Source organism: Pseudomonas sp. PSB11 (genome assembly GCF_014596605.1).
GTDB lineage: Bacteria > Pseudomonadota > Gammaproteobacteria > Pseudomonadales > Pseudomonadaceae > Aquipseudomonas > Aquipseudomonas umsongensis.
Window position 1 is genome coordinate 188,150 of sequence record NZ_NOIO01000003.1, and the last position, 20,567, is coordinate 208,716.

15 protein-coding genes are annotated in these 20,567 nt (G+C 59.0%); 9 read left to right on the top strand and 6 right to left on the bottom strand.

Annotated elements, in window-relative coordinates:
* Positions 1-79 precede the first annotated feature (79 nt).
* From CGA21_RS05890 to CGA21_RS05910, 5 genes are all read left to right on the top strand, one after another.
* Positions 80-334 carry a YkgJ family cysteine cluster protein gene (locus tag CGA21_RS05890; protein ID WP_020799973.1) on the top strand — a complete coding sequence of 85 codons (255 nt, stop codon included), beginning with the start codon at positions 80-82 and terminating at the stop codon, positions 332-334.
* Positions 335-375: 41 nt separating this feature from the next.
* On the top strand, positions 376-981 hold the full coding sequence (locus CGA21_RS05895) for an START domain-containing protein (RefSeq protein ID WP_110749761.1): 606 nt from the start codon (positions 376-378) through the stop codon (positions 979-981).
* A gap of 348 nt (positions 982-1,329) precedes the next feature.
* The gene (locus tag CGA21_RS05900) at positions 1,330-3,429 is read left to right on the top strand and encodes an LTA synthase family protein (protein ID WP_110749802.1); all 2,100 of its coding nucleotides are present in this window, start codon (positions 1,330-1,332) and stop codon (positions 3,427-3,429) included.
* Between the two features lie 438 nt (positions 3,430-3,867).
* On the top strand, positions 3,868-7,989 hold the full coding sequence (locus tag CGA21_RS05905; RefSeq protein WP_188263764.1) for a DUF1592 domain-containing protein: 4,122 nt from the start codon (positions 3,868-3,870) through the stop codon (positions 7,987-7,989).
* A gap of 2 nt (positions 7,990-7,991) precedes the next feature.
* The gene (locus CGA21_RS05910) at positions 7,992-9,356 is read left to right on the top strand and encodes a DUF1552 domain-containing protein (protein ID WP_188263765.1); all 1,365 of its coding nucleotides are present in this window, start codon (positions 7,992-7,994) and stop codon (positions 9,354-9,356) included.
* 83 nt (positions 9,357-9,439) lie between these two features.
* On the opposite strand, the gene CGA21_RS05915 is transcribed toward CGA21_RS05910, so the two are convergent.
* A complete protein-coding gene (locus CGA21_RS05915) occupies positions 9,440-9,592 on the bottom strand; it encodes a DUF3309 family protein (RefSeq protein WP_110749756.1) in 153 nt (50 codons plus the stop codon).
* 286 nt (positions 9,593-9,878) lie between these two features.
* Here CGA21_RS05915 and CGA21_RS05920 point away from each other — a divergent pair, with 286 nt between their 5' ends.
* The 3 genes from CGA21_RS05920 (at position 9,879) to csrA (ending at position 11,436) form a co-directional block, all read left to right on the top strand.
* Positions 9,879-10,694, top strand: a complete 816-nt coding sequence (locus CGA21_RS05920; protein ID WP_188263766.1) for an SDR family oxidoreductase — start codon at positions 9,879-9,881, stop codon at positions 10,692-10,694.
* A gap of 64 nt (positions 10,695-10,758) precedes the next feature.
* Positions 10,759-11,091 carry a YnfA family protein gene (locus CGA21_RS05925; RefSeq protein ID WP_074878904.1) on the top strand — a complete coding sequence of 111 codons (333 nt, stop codon included), beginning with the start codon at positions 10,759-10,761 and terminating at the stop codon, positions 11,089-11,091.
* Positions 11,092-11,244: 153 nt separating this feature from the next.
* On the top strand, positions 11,245-11,436 hold the full coding sequence (gene csrA / locus CGA21_RS05930) for a carbon storage regulator CsrA (protein ID WP_110749752.1): 192 nt from the start codon (positions 11,245-11,247) through the stop codon (positions 11,434-11,436).
* On the opposite strand, the gene CGA21_RS05935 is transcribed toward csrA, so the two are convergent.
* From CGA21_RS05935 to mnmC, 5 genes are all read right to left on the bottom strand, one after another.
* Positions 11,425-11,652, bottom strand: coding sequence for a YheU family protein (locus CGA21_RS05935; RefSeq protein WP_008060849.1), 228 nt, complete (start codon positions 11,650-11,652; stop codon positions 11,425-11,427). The genes csrA and CGA21_RS05935 overlap by 12 nt on opposite strands.
* Before the next feature lie 182 nt (positions 11,653-11,834).
* The gene (locus CGA21_RS05940) at positions 11,835-13,025 is read right to left on the bottom strand and encodes an osmoprotectant NAGGN system M42 family peptidase (RefSeq protein ID WP_110749750.1); all 1,191 of its coding nucleotides are present in this window, start codon (positions 13,023-13,025) and stop codon (positions 11,835-11,837) included.
* 137 nt (positions 13,026-13,162) lie between these two features.
* The gene (ngg, locus tag CGA21_RS05945) at positions 13,163-14,908 is read right to left on the bottom strand and encodes an N-acetylglutaminylglutamine synthetase (RefSeq protein WP_110749747.1); all 1,746 of its coding nucleotides are present in this window, start codon (positions 14,906-14,908) and stop codon (positions 13,163-13,165) included.
* A gap of 3 nt (positions 14,909-14,911) precedes the next feature.
* Entirely contained in the window at positions 14,912-16,684 is a 1,773-nt protein-coding gene (locus CGA21_RS05950) for an N-acetylglutaminylglutamine amidotransferase (RefSeq protein WP_110749745.1), read from the bottom strand.
* A 200-nt stretch (positions 16,685-16,884) separates the two neighbouring features.
* The gene (mnmC, locus tag CGA21_RS05955) at positions 16,885-18,867 is read right to left on the bottom strand and encodes a bifunctional tRNA (5-methylaminomethyl-2-thiouridine)(34)-methyltransferase MnmD/FAD-dependent 5-carboxymethylaminomethyl-2-thiouridine(34) oxidoreductase MnmC (protein WP_188263767.1); all 1,983 of its coding nucleotides are present in this window, start codon (positions 18,865-18,867) and stop codon (positions 16,885-16,887) included.
* 159 nt (positions 18,868-19,026) lie between these two features.
* On the opposite strand from mnmC, the gene pap reads away from it, so the two are divergent.
* Positions 19,027-20,532, top strand: coding sequence for a polyphosphate:AMP phosphotransferase (pap, locus tag CGA21_RS05960; protein WP_110749741.1), 1,506 nt, complete (start codon positions 19,027-19,029; stop codon positions 20,530-20,532).
* Positions 20,533-20,567 lie beyond the last annotated feature (35 nt).

Sequence of the window (20,567 nt, forward strand, 5' to 3'; positions counted from 1 at the left end):
GGTAATTTAAAACAACTGTTTTAGCGGTTACTCTGTGCCCGTCCTTTAACACATTGCTCGTCGCGAGGAGCTTTTCGTCATGAAATGCCGTGAGGGCTGTGGCGCCTGCTGCATTGCCCCTTCCATCAGTTCACCGATTCCCGGTATGCCCCATGGCAAAGCCGCCGGGGAACGTTGCCTGCAACTGTCTGCCGAAAACCTGTGCAAGATTTTCGGTAAGCCCGAGCGCCCGGCGGTGTGTTCGGCGTTCGAGGCTGACGTCGAGGTATGTGGCAACAGCAGCGAAGAGGCTATCCGGTTGATTGGCTGGTGGGAGCAGATGACTGCCGCGTGATGTGTTTACAGAACGGAACTTCAACAATAAGGAATAAGATTATGGGTTCGCTGCATCGTATCGCTGTGTTGTGTGGTTTGACGGCTGTTCTGGCCACTTCAGTTGCCCAGGCCGAAGACTGGAAAGTCGCCAGGAACGAAGACGGCATCAAGATCTCCCTGAGTGAAGTGGCCGGTTCCGACTACAAGGCCTATCAGGGCGTCACCCTGATGAAAACCACCGTGGCCAAGTTGCGCGCCCTGCAGGAAGACGTGGTCGGTGCCTGCGCCTGGATTCACGAGTGCAAGACCCAGAAGTTGCTCAAGCAGGAAGGCGATCAGAACTGGACCTACACCCAGTTCAATACGCCATGGCCGGTCACGCCGCGAGATTCGGTGCTGCATATCACCACGATCGCAGGCGCCGACGGCAGCCTGACGCGCAAGCTCGAGGGCGTGCCCAAATACCTTCCAGAAGAAAAGGGCTTTGTCCGGGTCGCCAAGGTCGATGGCTTCTGGAAGTTCGTACCCAAGGGCGATCAGGTTGAAGTGACCTATCAGGTGCATACCGAGCCCGGTGGTAGCGTGCCATCGATGGTGGCCAACAAGTTTGTGGTGGATGCGCCATTCAATACCTTGAAGAACCTGAAGGCTCTGGCCGAGAAATAAAAACAGGTGCCACCTGTTCCTTGTAGGAGCGAGCATGCTCGCGAAAAACGCCAGGACAATCCGGGCATGCAGACAACCCGCGTAATCGTTGACGTCCATCGCGAGCGTGCTCGCTCCTACAGAAGCCTTTATTGTGTTACCTAATATTCGCTGCACAAAATTTTCACAAAGCCTCCAAGACAATTCCCCCCCGCGCGGCCATCGATGAACAGTAATCAATGGCAATGCCGCGATTGATCGTGCAACATTTGCGCACCGCGCGAACCCCGGGGCCGAGTACTGGCCAACAGAGGGCAGGGCGCAGCTGTATTTTTGAAACTTCAACTTCCAATGGGTCCTAAAAACGACATGGCTATTCCGGACGCCCTGAGTCAGAAGCGAGCATCGAGTCGCTTGCTGCAACCGACCGTCAAATCGCATCTGGCCTACACACTGTTGTGCGCCCTGGTCATGATGGTGATGTTTTCCGTGCTGCGCCTCGCGCTGCTCGTCTACAACCGCGAAATGATCCTCGACACACCGGCCGCGACCTTTTTCGAAGCATTCGCCAATGGCTTGCGTTTCGACCTGCGCCTGGTGGTCTACCTCAGCGTTCCGTTGGTGCTGGCGCTGTTCAGTGCCCGGGCCATGGCCGCGCGGGGGCTCTTCCGTCTCTGGCTGACGGTGACCGCCAGCATCGCGCTGTTCCTGGGCCTGATGGAGATGGACTTCTACCGTGAATTCCACCAGCGCCTCAACGGGTTGGTCTTCCAGTATGTGAAGGAAGACCCGAAAACCGTGATGAGCATGCTCTGGTACGGTTTTCCGGTGGTCCGCTACCTGCTGGCCTGGGCCCTGGGTACCTGGATCCTGAGCCTCGCGTTCAAGGGCGCAGACCGTGCCACGCGTCCTCGTGGACCTTTCAGCGGCGGTAGCATCGGTACTCGGCAGGTTGCCCCCTGGTACGCGCGCGCCATGGTGTTCGTGGTGTGCCTGTTGATCTGCGTGGTCGCGGCCCGCGGTACCTTGCGTCAGGGCCCGCCAATGCGTTGGGGTGATGTCTACACCACCGATTCCAACTTCGCCAACCAACTGGGCCTCAACGGTACACTGTCCCTGGTGGCTGCCGCGAAGAGCCGGATGTCCGAAGATCGCGACAACATCTGGAAAGCCACGTTGCCACAACCGATGGCGCAGCAGACTGTACGCGACCTGTTGGTCATGAAGGACGACAAACTGGTGGATGGCGACACCGCAGCCGTGCGTCGCGACTACACGCCACCCGCTGACAAGACCCTGCCGATCAAGAACGTCGTCGTGATCCTGATGGAAAGCATGGCCGGTCACTCGGTGGGTGCACTGGGCGCACCGGGCAACATCACGCCGTACCTCGACAAGCTGTCGAAGGAAGGCCTGCTGTTCGATCGTTTCTTCTCCAACGGTACCCACACTCACCAGGGCATGTTCGCCACCATGGCTTGCTTCCCGAACCTGCCGGGTTTCGAGTACTTGATGCAGACCCCGGAAGGCAGCCACAAACTGTCTGGCCTGCCGCAGTTGCTCAGCGCCCGTCACTACGACGATGTGTATGTCTACAACGGCGATTTCGCCTGGGACAACCAGTCGGGTTTCTTCAGCAACCAGGGCATGACCAATTTCATCGGGCGTAACGACTTCGTTAACCCGGTGTTCTCCGATCCGACCTGGGGTGTGTCCGACCAGGATATGTTCGACCGTGGCCTGGTGGAGCTCAAGGCTCGCGATGGCAAGGACAAGAAACCTTTCTATGCCTTGCTGCAAACCTTGTCCAACCATACGCCCTATGCGTTGCCGACCCCATTGCCGGTCGAACGCGTCACCGATCGTGGCAGTTTGAACGAGCATTTGACCGCCATGCGCTATTCGGATTGGGCACTGGGTCAGTTCTTCGAGAAGGCGCGCAAAGAGCCTTACTTCAAGGAGACCCTGTTCGTCATCGTTGGCGACCACGGCTTCGGTAACGAACGTCAGATCACCGAAATGGACCTGGGCCGTTTCAACGTGCCGATGTTGATGATCGCACCGGGCATCCAGGAAAAATTTGGCACGCTCGACCACACCGTGGGCACTCAAGTCGACATCGTGCCGACCATCATGGGCCGCATCGGTGGCGAAGTGCGTCATCAGTGCTGGGGTCGTGACTTGCTCAACCTGCCAGAAGGCGACACCGGTTTCGGTGTGATCAAACCGTCGGGCAGCGAGCAGACCACCGCGATCATCACCGCGGACCAGATCCTGGTATTGCCGAAGGACAAGGACATGGCGCCGAAGATGTACCAGTACGAACTGGGCGCTACGCCTCGGGCGGAGGTGATTCCGGATGCTCCGCGCACCGCCGAGATGAAGCTCAAGCTCGAAGCGTTCCTGCAAACGGCGACCAAGAGCCTGATCGACAACACCGCTGGTGTGGTCGACGGCACACCTGATTGAGTATTCAGTCAGGCTTTGCTGCCTGACCTTGGGCTACAAAAAATCCGATGCCTGTACAGGCATCGGATTTTTTTATGCTCGCCGTAAGGCGCTGTGCCGAATCCAAGGGTAAAACCTGTCAACTTTGACAGTAGACACCCTGGGGGTTTGGGGATTTTATACAGGTGCTTCCAGTGCCTGACCCAACGTCTGCAACAGCGGCGTTGAAAGCGGGCAGTGTTGCAAGAATGAGTGTCTGTCAGTTCCTGTCTCTATGGCTTTCGTGCCATGTATTGGTCATGCAGTGGAACCGCGTTGGAAGGCATTCCAATAGAAACGCCGGGGTTGGCTTTGGCTCCTTCTTGCCTGCCGCTTCGGTTCAGGTGGTTCACCGCAGGACACTGAATCAACAGATTTGTCCGAGGGTTGAACACTTGGCTGACGAGTGAGGCTCGCTTCATGAATAAGTCTGTCGGTGTGCTTCGTTTGCTGTGGCTCGTGGGGCTTGCGGCGCTCGCCGCTGTCATCGCCTTAGTGATGTTTACCCGATCATCGGAGTCAGCTCCATCAGTTCAGTCCTGTACAGCGCCTGCTTATGAAAAGGGCGCGCTCTACGAACAGGGGCAGCAGGTTCAGCATGCCGACCAGCTGTTTGAATGCTGGAAAGATGACGAGGCCCCATCTGGCGTCGGCAGTTGGCAGTGGTGCAAATTGCCGGTCTATGAGCCATTGGTGGTCGGCGGCCCGTGGAAGGATGCATGGAAAGAACTCGGTGAATGCGGTGGCTTCGAAGGCAACCGCCTGACGCTGAGCTTTTCCACCCTCAGCGGCAAAGCCCCTCTGAAACCGGCAGTGAAGGGTGTCGCTCGCGCAGATCAGACGGTCACCGGGACGCTGCGTTGCAAGGCCGAAGAGATTGCGATCAGCGCAAAGGCCAACGAAACGATCCACCTCGATAATCTGAAAGCTTGCGACTACCAGCTGGTAATGAACAGCGCTGATGGATACATCCCGCTGAACACCCCGCGCATTGTTTCGTTCAAGGAGGCGCAGGGGGCCGAGCAAACGGTAGCGGTGAAGTATCGGCCTCCGGTTGAGGTGAGCAAGCTCAATGGCTTGCCGGGGATAAAAATCGAGTTGTTTGCCCAGGGCCTTATCCAGCCCAGGCAGATGGCCATGGGCAAGAACGTCCTGTATGTCGGCTCCAGCGCCATCCCGTCATACGTCTATGACGGAAAAATCGGCGACATGATCTACGCGTTGCCACTGGACGGGGCGGGTAAACCGACCGGCATTCATGTCATTGCCAGCGGCCTGGAAGAGCCTCACGGTGTGGCATATCGCGACGGTGATCTGTATTACTCGACCACGGGCGGCCTGTATCGCTTGCGTAACGCGGACGATCATTACAAAGACCCGAAACCGGAATTGGTTTTCAATTTTCCGGCCGACGGCAAGCTATTTCCCTTGCCCCCTCTGTCGTCCGGCTCGAACACTCGTATCTGGCACATGAAACACCCGTTGCGCTTCAACCCAGTCGATCCGTCGGACAAGTGGCTTTATACGGCGGTCGGCACTCCGTGCAACCTATGCATGATTCCCGCCGACAAGCGCTATGGGACGGTCTTGCGGTACTCCCTGGAAACGGGGGAGTCGGAGATTCTGGCCATGGGGGTGCGTAACTCTGTCGGCTTCGACTGGAATCCCAAGGACGGCAAAATCTGGTTCAGCGATAACAATCGCCAAGGCTTCCCCAACCCTGACGAGGTCAACGTCATCCGGGGCCCCGGGTTGCATTTCGGTGTGCCTTATCGGTTTGGCAGGGACACGCCCGGTTTCACTCAAGAGGAGTACCAGAACCCGGGCGTGATCCAGCCGCCGCTGGTACCCGGTGCCATTGTGTCCGACAAGTCGCTCGAGCAGATCCACCCCGCTGACTATGTGCCGGCCGCTTTTGAGTCGGGTACCAACACTGCACCACTCGGCGTCAAGTTCTGGTCAGGTTACCCGGCTGCGGCGGGTACCCAACGTTTGTTGGTGGCCGTGCATGGTGCGGGTTCCACCGCCCGCCCGGGCATGGACATACAAATGCTGACCATCCAGGGCGGTACGCGCGTGGTCAACCAGATCCCGCTGATCAATGGATTTGTGCAGGACCCGGATCGATTTGATGTCTATTGCCTGGACAACTCTTGCATTGGTCGTCCCGTCGAGTTTCTTGAACTGGCGGATGGCAGCCTGCTGATCAGCGACGACGTCGCCGGGGTCATCTATCGCATGCGCTATGACGCAACCGGGCTGCCGGAGACAGAACTGGCCCTGCGTCCAATGCTGTCACCCCCCGGCCTGGAAGACGAAATGATCAGTGGCTACCTGATCGCCCCCGACGGCAATAGCCGACTGGTGCAACTGTCGTGGGATCCGTTAAACAATGAGTCCGCACTGATTCTCAAAGGGCTGGCGTATGGTGAGTATCAGTTGCGCCTCAATGATGTGAAAAAATGGATTCCTCTGGTGCGCAACACCTCGTTCACGCTATCGCCAACCAACAAGAGCCAGGCCATCAACCTGCGATACCGCGAGCGGCCGATCAAGCTAGAGGTCAAGATCACGATCAACGCGCCGAGCAAGCCTGCTTCTGTCACCGATGACCAATGGCACATCAGTCTGGTTAACGAGGATCAGAGTCATGCTGAGCCGCTGCTCATACAGATTCCGTGGGGGGCAAGCACGACGCATATCCTCGATTATGGCAAGTACAAGGTGATCTACCCGTTTTACTCCAAGGAAAAACCGGAGCCGGAACTGGAGCCGGTGGTGATTGATGAGTCCAGCGAGGACCGGCAGCTACCCCTCATCGCCTATCGACATGTCGAGAACCTGGGCGAGTCGGTCCTGGCGGGGGCCTGTACCAAGTGCCATTCGGTCGAATATTTCGACAGTGCGGCCAAGGCCTTGATCTGGAGCGCGGCGGGTCGTGAAGCGTTGGTCAATCAGATCAAGAGCATGCCGGTTTCGAGGCACTGCGACACCACCTGTGCGACCGAAATCAGCCACCAGTTGTTCGACGTCATCTGGAAACCCTACCTGGACCAAAGCGAGACCTATGGAGCGCGGCAGTTGCGATTGCTCACGCCCAGTGAGTATGCCGCCAGCATCCGGGACATCCTGGGGGTCGAGGTCAATCCCGAGAAACTACCGGCCGACAAGTCGGAAAAAGATTTCAAATACCCAGGGGAAGCGAGCAAGGGCATTCTGCAGGCCGAGGACGTCAAGCTGTTTTATGACATGGCGTTGTCGGTGGCAGAGAAGGTGGCACCTGCGCGCTTGAGTGCGCTGGCAACCTCTCGCACAGGCACCGACCTGGTCACTTCCCTGGGCTATCAGATGTTCCGTCGTCCCGTTACAGATGCCGAGCGTTTGCGTTATCAGAAAATACACGACGAGCAAGGGGCCCCGGCTGTGATTGCGGCGCTATTGATGTCGCCGCATTTTCTCTATCGCTCGGAGTTGGGGGTGGAGTCAGCCACGGCAAGCAAGGTGTATAAGCTCACGCCGTTCGAGCTGGTAACAGCACTTTCTTACGGGTTCCTGGGCACGACACCGGATGTCGAACTGTTGGCCAAGGCGCAGCGCAACGAACTGCAGACTTCACAACAGATCTCCGCCGAAATTCAGCGGATGATGCAAACGGACCGCGGTATCGAGCAGTTCAACCGCTTCGTCAGCTACTACATCAAAACCGCACGCGGCGTTCAGGAAAAACCGGGACTGACCAAGCCAATGATTGCGCTCATGGCACAGGAGCAATACCTGCTGAGCAAAAGCATGCTGCTCGATTCAGGCACCCTGGATAAGTTGTTTAACCCCGGTTACACCTATCTGAATCAGGACCTGGCTGCGCATTATGGCATCAGCGGGGTCGCGGGCAGCACGATGCAAAAAGTCGCGGTGGACGACAAACGGGGCGGGTTGTTGCACCTGGGGCTGACTCAGGCAGCCACGGCGGATTTCGAGACCACCTCACTGGTCAAGCGTGGAATCATGATTCGCGAGCAGATGTTCTGTCGTGAGTTCGGTGCACCGGTTGAGCCAGATCCTACAGGTCCGGTTTTTCCTGCTCAGCCCATCACCACCCGTGAACGCTGGGATCTGGTCAACGGTGAGCAAGCGTCAGGAGGGCGCTGCTGGCAATGTCACCAATTCATGAATGACACCGGCGCCGCGATGGAGCATTACGATGCAGCTGGCCGTTATCGTACCCAGGAAAAAGCCTACAACTTTGACCAATATCCTCAGATGTTGCCGATCAAGGCATCCGGTCCCTTTTTAACTTCGACCGGCTCAGAGACGATCAATGACGTTCGCGGTATCGCCAAAATCGTACCCCGCCATCCCGCATCCCAGTTCTGTATGGCCGACAGTTATTTCCGGTTTGTGTTCGGCAGCAAATCGGACGCATCGACGTCGGGAGTCGTAAAGGCAATTGCCGATGGCTTGAAAAAATCCGGCTCCCTGGAAGAGATGTTGCGAACCCTGGGGACTTCCAACGCGTTCATCTACAAAACCGAGAGGAACTGATCATGGACATCTTGAAAAGTCGCCGGCGTTTTCTCGCGGGATTGGTTGCGGCAGGTGTCTATGGTCCATTGACCCAATTCGGTTTGACGCGCATGGCATTGGCGGGGCAATCCGAGCAACCCTTGTTGAAGGTCTTGATTGTAGTCATACCCGACGGAACGGCAGTGGACTCCTATCGGGGCGGCCCATTTGGCGATGGGCGCGGTTTGTGGCATCCCACTGCACAGGGGATGGATACCACGGCTTTTACATTGAATGAAGTCAGTAAAGAGCTGGAGGCTTATCGCAACCAGTCGTTGTACCTGCGCGGGATTATTGCGGGGCCAGGCAACTCGGGCCATAACAACTGGAACTATATTTTGCGTGATAGCGAAAAGAGTGAGTCATCAATCGACGTCCTCTTGGGAAATGCACTGCCGGGTAATGAACCCTCGCATCGCAGCTTGTTTGCCGGGCCCCACGCAGGGATCGACGGTACGCCCTGGTTCGTGTCGTTTCAGGGCAAAGCGATTCGCACGCCCTACCGCGACCCCATGCTGATGGCCGAATCGCTGTTCAAGTCGCCAGCTCAAGCTCGACGCGCACTGGAGCCTGGCGCTGGAAAACTGTTAGAGGCATCCCTGGCGGATATCCAGGACATCAAAAACCAGCTCTCCCCCGGCCAGAGGCAAAAGCTGGATACCCATCTGGATTCAGTCGAGCAGGTCATCAAGGACCTTGAGGCAACGCGGCCGCCCGTGGGGGCATGCGAGCCTGTGATGCTCGAGCCCCTGGATTACCAGTCGGCGGAGCACCGCACACGCATACAGGCCGACCACCATAAAGTGGTGGCCACCGCCTTGAGTTGCGGGATTACCCGCGTTGCCACCATTCAGATCGGACGCTCGGCGGAGTCACTCAATATCATTGATGTCAGTCGCGACAAAAATCCCCATGACTGCGCTCACCGTTACGCTGGGGAAGCCGTCTGGAAAGGAACCCGGCAATGGTACGTCCGGCAGGTCAAGGAATTGATGGATGAGCTGTCCAGGCATGCAGATCCGGACATGCCCGGTCACAACTTGCTCGAATCTGTGCTGGTCATTGTCACCAGCGAAATGGCTGATGGAGCCCCCGAGCACTCCATTGATATGCCGCTGGTCATGATGGGCGGCGCGTGCGGATTGTTGAAAAGCGGGGAGGGCGCAGGACGGTATCTGAATATCACGACGCAAGCCGATAAGAAGCATCACGCGGGGAACCCGGTTATCGGCCGGGACTTCGTCGACATGCAGCGGATCTGGGCAACCGTTGCCAAGGCCGCAGGAACCAGTGTGCCTTATGCAGGCAATATTGATCCTGTCAGTGGCATTTTCACTAACGTGTGACGCAAACTTTGAAAAAAAGATGCCAGTCAGTTTTACCTGACTGGCATCGGAATTTTTGCAGCCTTTATTGTCTTCTCAGAACGTCATATCTTCCCGAGCAACAACAGGATCAATATCACCACCAACACCACGCCGATAATACCGGACGGGCCATAACCCCAATTTCTGGAGTGTGGGAAGACCGGTAGACCACCGATCAGTAACAGGATCAGAATGATCAGAAGTATTGTGCCCATATCTGTTTCCTTGCTGTAAGTATTCAGGAATGACCTAGCTGTTATCAGTCAGCGGGAACGTCATTTATTCGAGCTGCTTAAAAAATCCGACCTCGGCGCAGGGCAAAAAATTCCAAGTTTTTTTGCGGTTTTTAAAATCGTCCACCCATCAATCTGTTGTCGCGTTAGTTGGTTGAGCCACGATTGCGGTTTGCTCGGGGCATTCAGCAATTTGATAGAGCGTGGGGCGGCCAATTTCCTTCGCTACACTCGACGCATCTTCCCCGGAACAACAAGGCTGTTTGCTATGCAAAATCGCATGATGATCACTGGCGCGGGCTCCGGCCTGGGTCGCGAAATCGCGTTGCGCTGGGCGCGCGAAGGCTGGCAGCTGGCCTTGTCGGACGTCAGCGAACCAGGCCTGCAGGAAACCTTGAAACAAGTGCGCGAAGTCGGTGGTGACGGTTTTATCCAGCGTTGCGATGTGCGTGATTACAGCCAGCTGACCGCGTTTGCCCAGGCCTGCGAGTCGAAGTTCGGTGGTATCGATATCATCGTCAACAACGCGGGGGTTGCCTCTGGCGGATTCTTCAGCGAACTGTCCCTCGAAGACTGGGACTGGCAGATCGCAATCAACCTCATGGGGGTGGTCAAGGGCTGCAAGGCCTTCCTGCCGTTGCTGGAAAAGAGCAAGGGCAAGATCATCAACATCGCCTCGATGGCGGCGTTGATGCAGGGGCCGGCCATGAGCAACTACAACGTGGCCAAGGCCGGCGTGGTGGCGTTGTCCGAAAGCCTGTTGATCGAACTCGCGCATCAGGAAGTCGGCGTGCATGTGGTTTGCCCGTCGTTTTTCCAGACCAATCTGCTGGACTCCTTCCGCGGCCCGACGCCGGCCATGAAAGCCCAGGTTGGCAAGTTGCTGGAAAGCTCGCCCATCAGTGCCACCGATATTGCCGATTACATCTTTCAGCAGGTCGCTGTCGGCGAGTTCATGATCCTGCCCCACGAACAGGGCCGCCAGGCCTGGGCGCTCAAGCAGAAAAACCCGCAATTGCTCTACAACGAAATGACCCTGATGGCCGACAAGATGCGCGCCAAGGCCAAGCAATCCGCAAGCTGAACTTGCCCGCACACGACAGCCTCGTTAGGGTGGCCGCCATCGGCCATCCTCGCGAGACGTTCGCATGCTCAATTACCTGTGGTTTTTCCTCGCCGCGTTGTTCGAAATCGCCGGTTGCTTCGCCTTCTGGATGTGGTTGCGCCAGGGTAAAAGTGCCTGGTGGGTGGTGCCGGCGTTACTCAGCCTGACGTTGTTCGCGTTGTTGCTGACGCGCATCGAGGCGACTTACGCGGGCCGTGCCTATGCCGCTTACGGCGGTATCTATATCATTGCTTCGATTGGTTGGCTGGCGGTGGTCGAGCGGATTCGCCCACTGGGTTCCGACTGGCTTGGCGTGGCACTGTGCGTGATCGGGGCAAGCGTTATCCTGTTCGGCCCGCGCTTCTCGGCCTCCTGACGTAGCGACCCTTGATTAAGGCGGCGTGTCAGGCATTTCCTTCAGCAAGGCAGCCGCGTGGCTGTAGGTTTGGTCTGGATTACCGTGGCTGTCTTGTAGGCCCGTCGTGCACCGGGCATCTTCAAGGCCCGGTAACCCTGAAGGACCAAAGCCATGCTTGTACTAAGTCGTGTAGTCGGCGAGATGATTTCCATCGGTGACACCATTTCGGTGCGCATTCTTGCCGTCAATGGCGGTAACGTGCGCTTCGGCATCGAAGCCCCGAACCATGTCAACGTGCACCGCAGCGAGATCTACGAGCGAATCCAGCGCAAGCTGTCGCGAAACAAAAAATCAGTCGAATAAATGCTTGGGCACGTCATGCTTGAGCATCAGCTGGCACTGCTCGCTCTCCGGATCAAAGACAATCAGGGCCTGGCCCTTTATCAATGCCTGGCGAACCCGCAATACACGGGTCTCCAGCGGCGTGTCATCGCCATTGTCGGTGCCGTCGCGGGTCACGAAATCTTCGATCAGGCGGGTCAGGGTATCGACTTCAAGTTGGTCGTGTGGAATCAGCATAGGCACCTCGGCTAAACAATGGCGCGATGCTACGGCGAATCACGGGTCGGGGCTAGCTTGTGGTTCACGCCTTGCCTGATAGATCGCTTTCGCGAGCAGGCTCGCTCCCACAGTTAAGCGCTTGACCCTGTGGGAGCGGGCTTGCCCGCGAAGGCGTCAGTCCAGGCTACCTAAAGTCCGGATCAGTTATTGGATCGCTGTCCCACCAGGCTATCCACCGACGGCACCCGCGTATCGCTTTCCATCTGCGTCTCGTGTTCGATCTGGTGACTGAACCGGTCGAGCGAGCCTTTGGCCGGCTGCGCGTCGCTGGCGAACACCGGCGGGCTGAGGATGTAGGCGCCGAGCAGGCGGCTGAGGGCGGCGAGACTGTCGATGTGGGTGCGTTCGTAGCCGTGGGTGGCGTCGCAGCCAAAGGCGAGCAGGGCGGTGCGGATGTCATGGCCGGCGGTGACCGCCGAGTGAGCGTCGCTGAAGTAGTAGCGGAACAGGTCGCGGCGTACGGGCAACTCGTTGTCACTGGCCAGGCGCAACAGGTGGCGCGACAAGTGATAGTCGTACGGCCCGCCGGAATCCTGCATCGCAATGCTCACCGCATGCTCGCTGGAGTGCTGGCCGGGCGCGACCGGGGCGATGTCGATGCCGACGAATTCGCTGACATCCCAAGGCAACGCCGCCGCGGCGCCACTGCCGGTTTCCTCGGTGATAGTGAACAGCGGATGACAGTCGATCGCCAGCTCTTCGCCGCTGTCGACGATCGCTTTCAACGCTGCCAGCAACGCTGCGACACCAGCCTTGTCGTCCAGGTGGCGGGCACTGATGTGGCCACTTTCGGTGAACTCCGGCAGCGGGTCGAAGGCGACGAAATCACCGACGCTGATGCCAAGCGAGTCACAATCGGCGCGGGTGGCGCAATAGGCGTCCAGGCGCAATTCGATGTGGTCCCAGCTGATTGGCATTTCATCCACGGCAGTGTTGAACGCGTGCCCGGAGGCCATTAGCGGCAGCACGCTGCCACGGATCACGCCGTTGTCGGTAAACAGGCTGACGCGGCTGCCTTCGGCAAAACGGCTGGACCAGCAACCCACCGGGGCCAGTGTCAGGCGGCCGTTGTCCTTGATGGCGCGCACGGCGGCGCCAATGGTGTCCAGGTGCGCGGAAACGGCGCGGTCCGGGCTGTTTTTCTTGCCCTTGAGGGTGGCGCGGATGGTGCCGCGACGTGTCATCTCGAAGGGAATGCCCAGCTCTTCGAGCCGTTCGGCGACATAGCGCACGATGGTGTCGGTGAAGCCGGTGGGGCTGGGAATGGCGAGCATTTCCAGCAGGACTTTCTGCAGGTAGGTCAGGTCTGGTTCCGGGTATTGGCGGGTCATGGAAACTCCTGATGAGTTGAGGGATCGTTTTCACGCGCAGCAAAGGAATGAATCAACGAACGCTCTGAGTTCGGCTCTTGAGGGACGCGGAGCGTCCCGGGCTGTATTCCCACACAGAGCATGGGAACGATCGGGCGCTACACGGCCGGCTGACTGTGCGGAAACAGCAGGTCTACAAACCGCTCGGCCGTCGGCTGCGGTTCATGGTTGGCCAGTCCGGCGCGCTCGTTGGCTTCTATGAATACGTACTGCGGTTGATCGGCGGCAGATACCATCAGGTCGAGGCCGACCACGGGAATATCCAGCGCCCGCGCCGCGCGCACCGCGGCATCCACCAGCGTGGGATGAAGCATCGAGGTGACATCTTCGAGAATCCCGCCGGTATGAAGGTTTGCCGTGCGCCGCACGAAAAGGTGCTCGCCCGGCGGCAGTATGCTGTCGTAGTCGTAGCCGGCTGCCTGCAAGGTGCGCTCGGTCTCAGGGTCCAGAGGGATCTTGCTTTCGCCGCCTGTAGCCGCCTGGCGCCGTCGACTCTGGGCTTCGATCAGCGCGCCGATGGAGTGCTGGCCATCGCCCACCACTTCGGCGGGCCGTCGAATCGCCGCAGCGACCACTTCAAAGCCGATCACCAGAATTCGCAGGTCGAGGCCTTCATGGAAGCTTTCCAGCAGCACGCGACTGTCGAACTGACGAGCTGCTTCGATGGCGTTCTGGACCTCTTCGATGGTCTGTAGATCCACCGCCACGCCTTGCCCCTGTTCACCGTCCAGTGGCTTGACCACCACTCGCTGGTGTTCGTCGAGAAACGCCAGGTTGTCATCGGCGTTACCCGCCAATTGCTGCGCGGGCAGGTTCAGGCCGGCGGCCGTGAGCGCTTTATGGGTCAGGCTTTTGTCCTGGCACAGGCTCATGCTGATGGCGCTGGTCAGGTCGGTCAGTGACTCGCGGCAACGTACCCGCCGTCCGCCGTGGCTGAGGGTAAACATCCCCGCCTCGGCATCATCGACCTGCACATCAATGCCGCGGCGATGGGCTTCCTCGACGATGATCCGCGCGTAAGGGTTGAACTTGGCTTCAGGGCCAGGGCCGAGAAACAACGGCTGGTTAATGCCGTTCTTGCGCTTGATCGCAAAGGTCGACAGGTTGCGAAAACCAAGCTTGGCGTAAAGATTTTTGGCCTGGCGATTGTCGTGCAGCACGGACAAGTCCAGGTAACTCAGCCCACGGCTCATGAAGTGTTCAATCAGATGCCGCACCAGCACCTCACCGACGCCGGGCCGCGAACAGTGCGGATCGACGGCCAGGCACCAGAGGCTGCTGCCGTGTTCCGGATCGTTGAACGCCTTCTGATGATTAAGGCCCATGACGCTGCCGATGACCGCGCCGCTGTCCTCGTCCTCGGCCAGCCAGTACACCGGGCCGCCCAGATGACGGGGAGTCAGCAAGCTGGCGTCGATCGGCAACATGCCGCGTGCCAGATACAACTGATTGATCGCCTGCCAGTCGGCATCGCCTTGCGCGCGACGAATGCGAAAACCGCGAAACACACGGGTCGCCTGCCGGTAATCGCTGAACCACAACCGCAAAGTATCGGAGGGGTCGAGAAACAACTGGGCCGGCTCCAGCCCCAGTACTTGCTGAGGCGCGGCGACATACAGGGCGATGTCGCGCTCGCCCGGTCGTTCATTGAGCAATGCCTGGGCAAGGCTCGTCGGGTCGGGGAACGTATGGCCGATCAACAACCGGCCCCAGCCGCAATGCAGGGCAATCGGCGCGGTACTGAGTTCACTGCCGTCTTCGGCCAGACGCGCCTGCAAGCGTTCGTAGGAAGGCGCCTGACCGCGTAACAGGCGTTGGTTATACGCCGTGGCTTGAGGTTTCATCGATCAGATTCCTTGTTCACTGAGCCACAGGTTCAGCGCCGCCAATTGCCACAGCTTGGAGCCGCGCAACGGAGTCAATTGGCCTTGTGGGTCCGTCAGCAAGCGGTCGAGCATCGCCGGGTTGAACAGGCCACGATCCTGGCTCGGATCCAGCAGCAATTCACGTACCCAGTTCAGCGTGTCACCCTGCAAATGCTTGAGACCCGGCACCGGGAAGTAGCCTTTTTTGCGGTCGATGACTTCGCTTGGAATGACCAGGCGCGCGGCTTCCTTCAGGACTTGCTTGCCACCGTCAGGCAGTTTGAATTTGCCCGGCACCCGGGCTGACAATTCCACCAGGCGATAGTCGAGAAACGGCGTGCGCGCTTCCAGGCCCCAGGCCATGGTCATGTTGTCGACGCGTTTGACCGGGTCATCCACCAGCATCACCGTGCTGTCCAGACGCAAGGCCTTGTCCACCGACGCATCGGCGCCGGGTTGTGCGAAATGCTCCTTCACGAAGTCGCCGGCGGCGTCATTCGCGGTCAGCCATTTCGGCTGGACAGTGGCGACGTAGTCCTCATAGCTGCGATCGAAGAATGCATCGCGATAGGCCGTGTAGGGATCGGCAGCGCCATCGACCTGCGGATACCAGTGATACCCGGCGAACAATTCGTCCGCACCCTGGCCGCTCTGCACCACTTTGCAATGCTTGGCCACTTCGCGCGATAACAGATAGAAAGCGATGCAGTCATGACTGACCATCGGCTCGCTCATTGCGCGGAAGGCGGCGGGCAGTTGTTCGATAATCTCTTTTTCGTCGATGCGCAATTGATGGTGTTGGGTGCCGTAATGCCTGGCGATCAAGTCCGAATACTGGAACTCGTCACCGCGCTCGCCACCGGCATCCTGGAAGCCGATGGAGAAGGTCGACAGGTTTTCCACACCGACTTCACGCAACAAGCCGACGAGCATGCTCGAATCGACACCGCCCGACAGCAGCACGCCAACATCCACTGCGGCCCGTTGACGAATCGCCACCGCATCGCGGGTGCTGTCGAGTACGCGGTCGCGCCAGTCCTCGAGCGTCAGATTGATCTCGTCGGCACGTGGGCCGTAGGGCAGGGTCCACCAGGTTTTCTGTTCGGTTCGGCCATCCGCGTCAATGCGCATCCAGGTCGCCGGTGGCAGTTTTTCGATGCCGGCCAGCAAAGTGCGTGGGGCTGGGACCACGGCATGGAAATTCAGATAGTGGTTCAGGGCCACCGGATCGAGAATCGGTTTAATGTCGCCGCCCTTGAGCAGCGCTGGCAACGCTGAAGCGAAGCGCAGGCGCTGGCCGGTGCGCGACAGGTACAGCGGCTTCACGCCAAGACGGTCACGGGCGATGAACAGGCGCTTGGCGTCGCGTTCCCAGATAGCGAAGGCAAACATGCCGTTGAGCTTGGGCAACAGCGCTTCGCCCCAGGCGTGGTAACCCTTGAGCAGCACTTCGGTGTCGCCGCCGGAATAGAAGGCATAACCGAGGCTTTCGAGTTCGGTTCGCAGTTCCGGGAAGTTGTAGATCGCGCCGTTGAAGGCCAGGGACAGGCCCAGTTGGGTATCGATCATCGGTTGTGCCGAGCCGTCCGACAGGTCCATGATTTTCAGGCGTCGATGGCCCAGGGCTATCGGCCCTTGGCTATGAAAACCCCAGGCGTCAGGGCCTCGAGGTGCCAGGTGATGGGTGATTCGCTCAATGGCTGCAAGATCTGCAGGTTGATTGTCAAAACGTAACTCGCCAGCTAATCCGCACATAAATTCCTTACCGGTTTTTCCGTTGGGGAGGGGTATCGGCACCTGGCCTGAAAGGCCGGGTACTCAGAAACTGACCCAGTGAGATCGCGGGAGTTTTAGATCGATAAGTTATAAGTGCGCTGGATGGGCTGGCGCTGACCTGCCAGCCCTAGGGATGTGCTCGACGAATTGAAGACCTGTTCGATTCTCGATCGAGCGACTCAGGCCTTGCCCCGGATCAACTGACGCAAGGCAAAGCGATTCGGATGACAGGCCTCGGCCACGGTCCTGGGCAGAGGCAGCGGTTCGCCATCCAGCCACGCGGCAATCAACTCCCCTGACAGTGGCGCGGTGATCAGCCCTCGCGAACCGTGGCCGCTGTTGACGTACAGGCCATCCAGCCAGGGACAGGGGATATCCGGGGTTTGCCGGGCATCCTTGCTCAATACTTTGTAGGCGTCGGCGAATGCCTGGCTGTCGGCCAATGGCCCGACAATCGGCAAGTAATCCGGGCTGGTACAGCGAAACGCTGCACGACCTTCAAGTTCATCGGCTTGCAAGGTGTGCGCGCCGAGCCGAGCGACCAGATCCAGGGAGATTTCTTCGAGCATCTGCAAGTTACCCAAATGCTCGGCAGTGGTCGGGGTCAGGTCGTCGCTGTTGAAATCGAAACTCGCCCCCAGCGTGTGTTCGCCCAGGCGTGCCGGCGCGATATAGCCTTCGGCGCACACTACGGTACTCAGCGTCCGGCTTTCGGTCGTTTGGGGCAAACGGGTGATTTGTCCGCGAATGCGTTTGAGCGGCAACTCGCTGCTGTAGGTGAATCGCTTGATCTCGGCTGCGCCGGCCAGCACCACGGTGGGTGCGTCGGCCAGCAAGCTGTCGCCATCCCACGCTTGCCAACCGCCGTCCACGCGGCGCAGCTCCAGCACATCGTGATGGGTTAGCAATTCAACGTTCGATTGCCCAGCCTGCCATTGGCACAGCGCAGGCGGGTGTACCCAACCGCCTTCGGGGAAAAACAGGCCCCCCGATGGCAGCGCGATACCGGCGCGAGCCTCGGCCTGTGCCTGATCGAGTGTGTGCAGCAAGTCACTGGGGAACGCCGTCGCCAATTGCGCCTGACGCTCGGTTTCCTTGGCATTGAAGGCCAGTTGCAAGACGCCGCAATCGTCCCAGTCAACGCCCCGTTGCAAATGCTCAAGCAAGCGCCGGGTGTAGCCGAAGCCGCTGACAATCAATTGCGACAGCGCTGTGCCGTGGGCGGAAAGCTTGAGGTACAGCACGCCCTGGGGATTGCCCGAGGCTTCCTGCGCCAGCGTTGCGTGACGTTCCAGCAGACTCACCTGCCAGCCGCGAGCAGCGAGGCTGGCGGCCGTGGCACAACCGGCCAACCCGGCACCGATCACCAGCGCGCGACGTTCAAAGGTTAGCGAGGCCGGTCGGGCAAACCAGGGTTTCGCCGCAGCGGGTGCCGGGGCTTGCGCAGGCCAGCCGAGGAAGGTGCCACGCAGGATTTCCCATTTATGGCCGATGCCAGGCGTTCGTTTCATCTTGAACCCGGCGGCATTCAACAGACGACGCACCCAACCTGTGCTGGTGAAGGTGCTGATGGTCGAACCGGGCGCCGCCAGTCGGGCCAACTCGGCAAACAGCTCGGCGGTCCACATGTCGGGATTTTTCGCCGGGGCGAAGCCGTCGAGAAACCAGGCGTCGATCTGCGCGTCCAGTTGCGGCAGCAACGCCAGTGCATCGCCGATCAGCAAGGTGAGCGTGACGCGGCCGTTATCCAGGACCAGGCGCTGGAAGCCTTGGTGGATCGCCCTGTATTGCGCCAGCAGTTGATCAGCCAACGGCTTGAGTTCCGGCCACAACGCCAGCGCTCGTTGCAGGTCGGCAAGACTCAGCGGGTACTTTTCGACACTGACAAAATGCAGCCGTGCACCGGCCGCAGCGTGCTGCTCGAACAACTGCCACGCGCACAGGAAATTCAATCCGGTACCGAACCCGGTTTCGCCAATCACCAACCGACCGCCCACTGGAAGCGCCGCGAAACGCTCACCCAAGGCATTCTGTTCCAGGAACACGTAGCGGGTTTCGTCCAGCCCTGAGAGGTCGGAAAAATACACATCGTCGAACACCCGCGAGCGCGGGAGCCCTTGGTCGTCCCAGTCGATCTGGGCATGGGGCATTACAGGTTTCATGGCAGGCTCGGTAACGGCAAGGTCGTCATTCTATCCGATCGCGGCAGGGGGCATGATCCATGGCAAGACCTGTAACGACCAAGGCGATGAAAATGGGATTTCTCCCCCGCAGGAGAGATCAATCCACTAGTCTTGCTCACATCTGCCAGGGAGCCGCTCATGTTCGAATCTGCTGAAATCGATCACGCCATTGATAAAGAAACCTTCGACGCCGAAGTGCCGGCCTTGCGTGAAGCCTTGCTTGAAGCGCAATTCGAACTGCGCCAGCAGCGCCGGTTTCCGGTGATCATCCTGATCAACGGCATCGAAGGCGCCGGCAAGGGCGAGACGGTCAAGTTGCTCAATGAATGGATGGACCCGCGCCTGATCGAGGTCCGCACCTTTGATCAGCAAACCGACGAGGAGCTGGCGCGCCCACCGGCCTGGCGCTATTGGCGGATGCTTCCGGCACAGGGCCGCATGGGCATTTTCTTCGGCAACTGGTACAGCCAGATGCTGCAGGCCAGGGTTCACGGCGTGATCAAGGACCCCAGGTTCGATCAAAGCATCAACGGCGCCGAACGCCTGGAAAAAATGCTTTGCGACGAAGGCGCACTGATCTTCAAATTCTGGTTCCACCTCTCCAAGAAACAAATGAAGGCACGCCTCAAGGCGTTGGCCGACGATCCGCTGCACAGCTGGCGCATCAGCCCGCTGGACTGGCAGCAGTCCGAAACCTACGATCGCTTCGTGAAATACGGTGAGCGCATCTTGCGGCGCACCAGCCGCGACTATGCGCCGTGGCATGTGATCGCCGGAAAGGATGCGCATTATCGCAGCCTGGTGGTGGGGAAGATTTTGCTCGAAGGCTTGCAGAACGCCCTGAAACGACCGCAAATCCACCCGGAAAAAGTCAACGCCGCGCCTGTGTTTCCCAGCGTTGATCAATTGAACCTGCTGGACTGCCTTGATCTGACCTTGCAGTTGGCCAAGGGCGATTATGAAGAGCAACTGATTACCGAGCAGGCCAGGTTCTCCGGCTTGATGCGTGACAAACGCATGCGCCGACACGCGTTGATGGCAGTGTTCGAAGGCAATGACGCGGCGGGCAAGGGTGGGGCGATTCGCCGCGTGGCCGCGGCCCTGGACCCGCGCCAATACAATATCGTGCCGATTGCCGCGCCCACCGAAGAGGAACGGGCGCAGCCGTATCTCTGGCGTTTTTGGCGGCATGTTCCAGCCCGGGGAAAATTCACCGTGTTCGACCGTTCCTGGTACGGCCGGGTGTTGGTGGAACGCGTCGAAGGATTCTGCTCCCAGGCGGATTGGCTGCGTGCCTACGGTGAAATCAACGACTTTGAAGAGCAACTGAGCGACGCCGGGGTGATTGTGGTCAAGTTCTGGCTGGCCATCGACAAGCAGACGCAACTGGAGCGTTTTCAGGAACGTGAAGAGATCCCGTTCAAACGCTTCAAGATCACCGAGGACGACTGGCGCAACCGTGAAAAGTGGGATGACTATCGCGCCGCCGTCGGCGACATGGTTGACCGCACCAGTACGGAGATCTCGCCCTGGACGCTGGTGGAGGCCAATGACAAGCGCTGGGCGCGGGTCAAGGTGTTGCGCACCATCAACCACGCCCTGGAAGAGGCGTTCGAAAAATCGGGCAAGCGCAAGGGCAAGTAGTCAGGCGATGGTTACGCATACGCGAGGTGAATGAT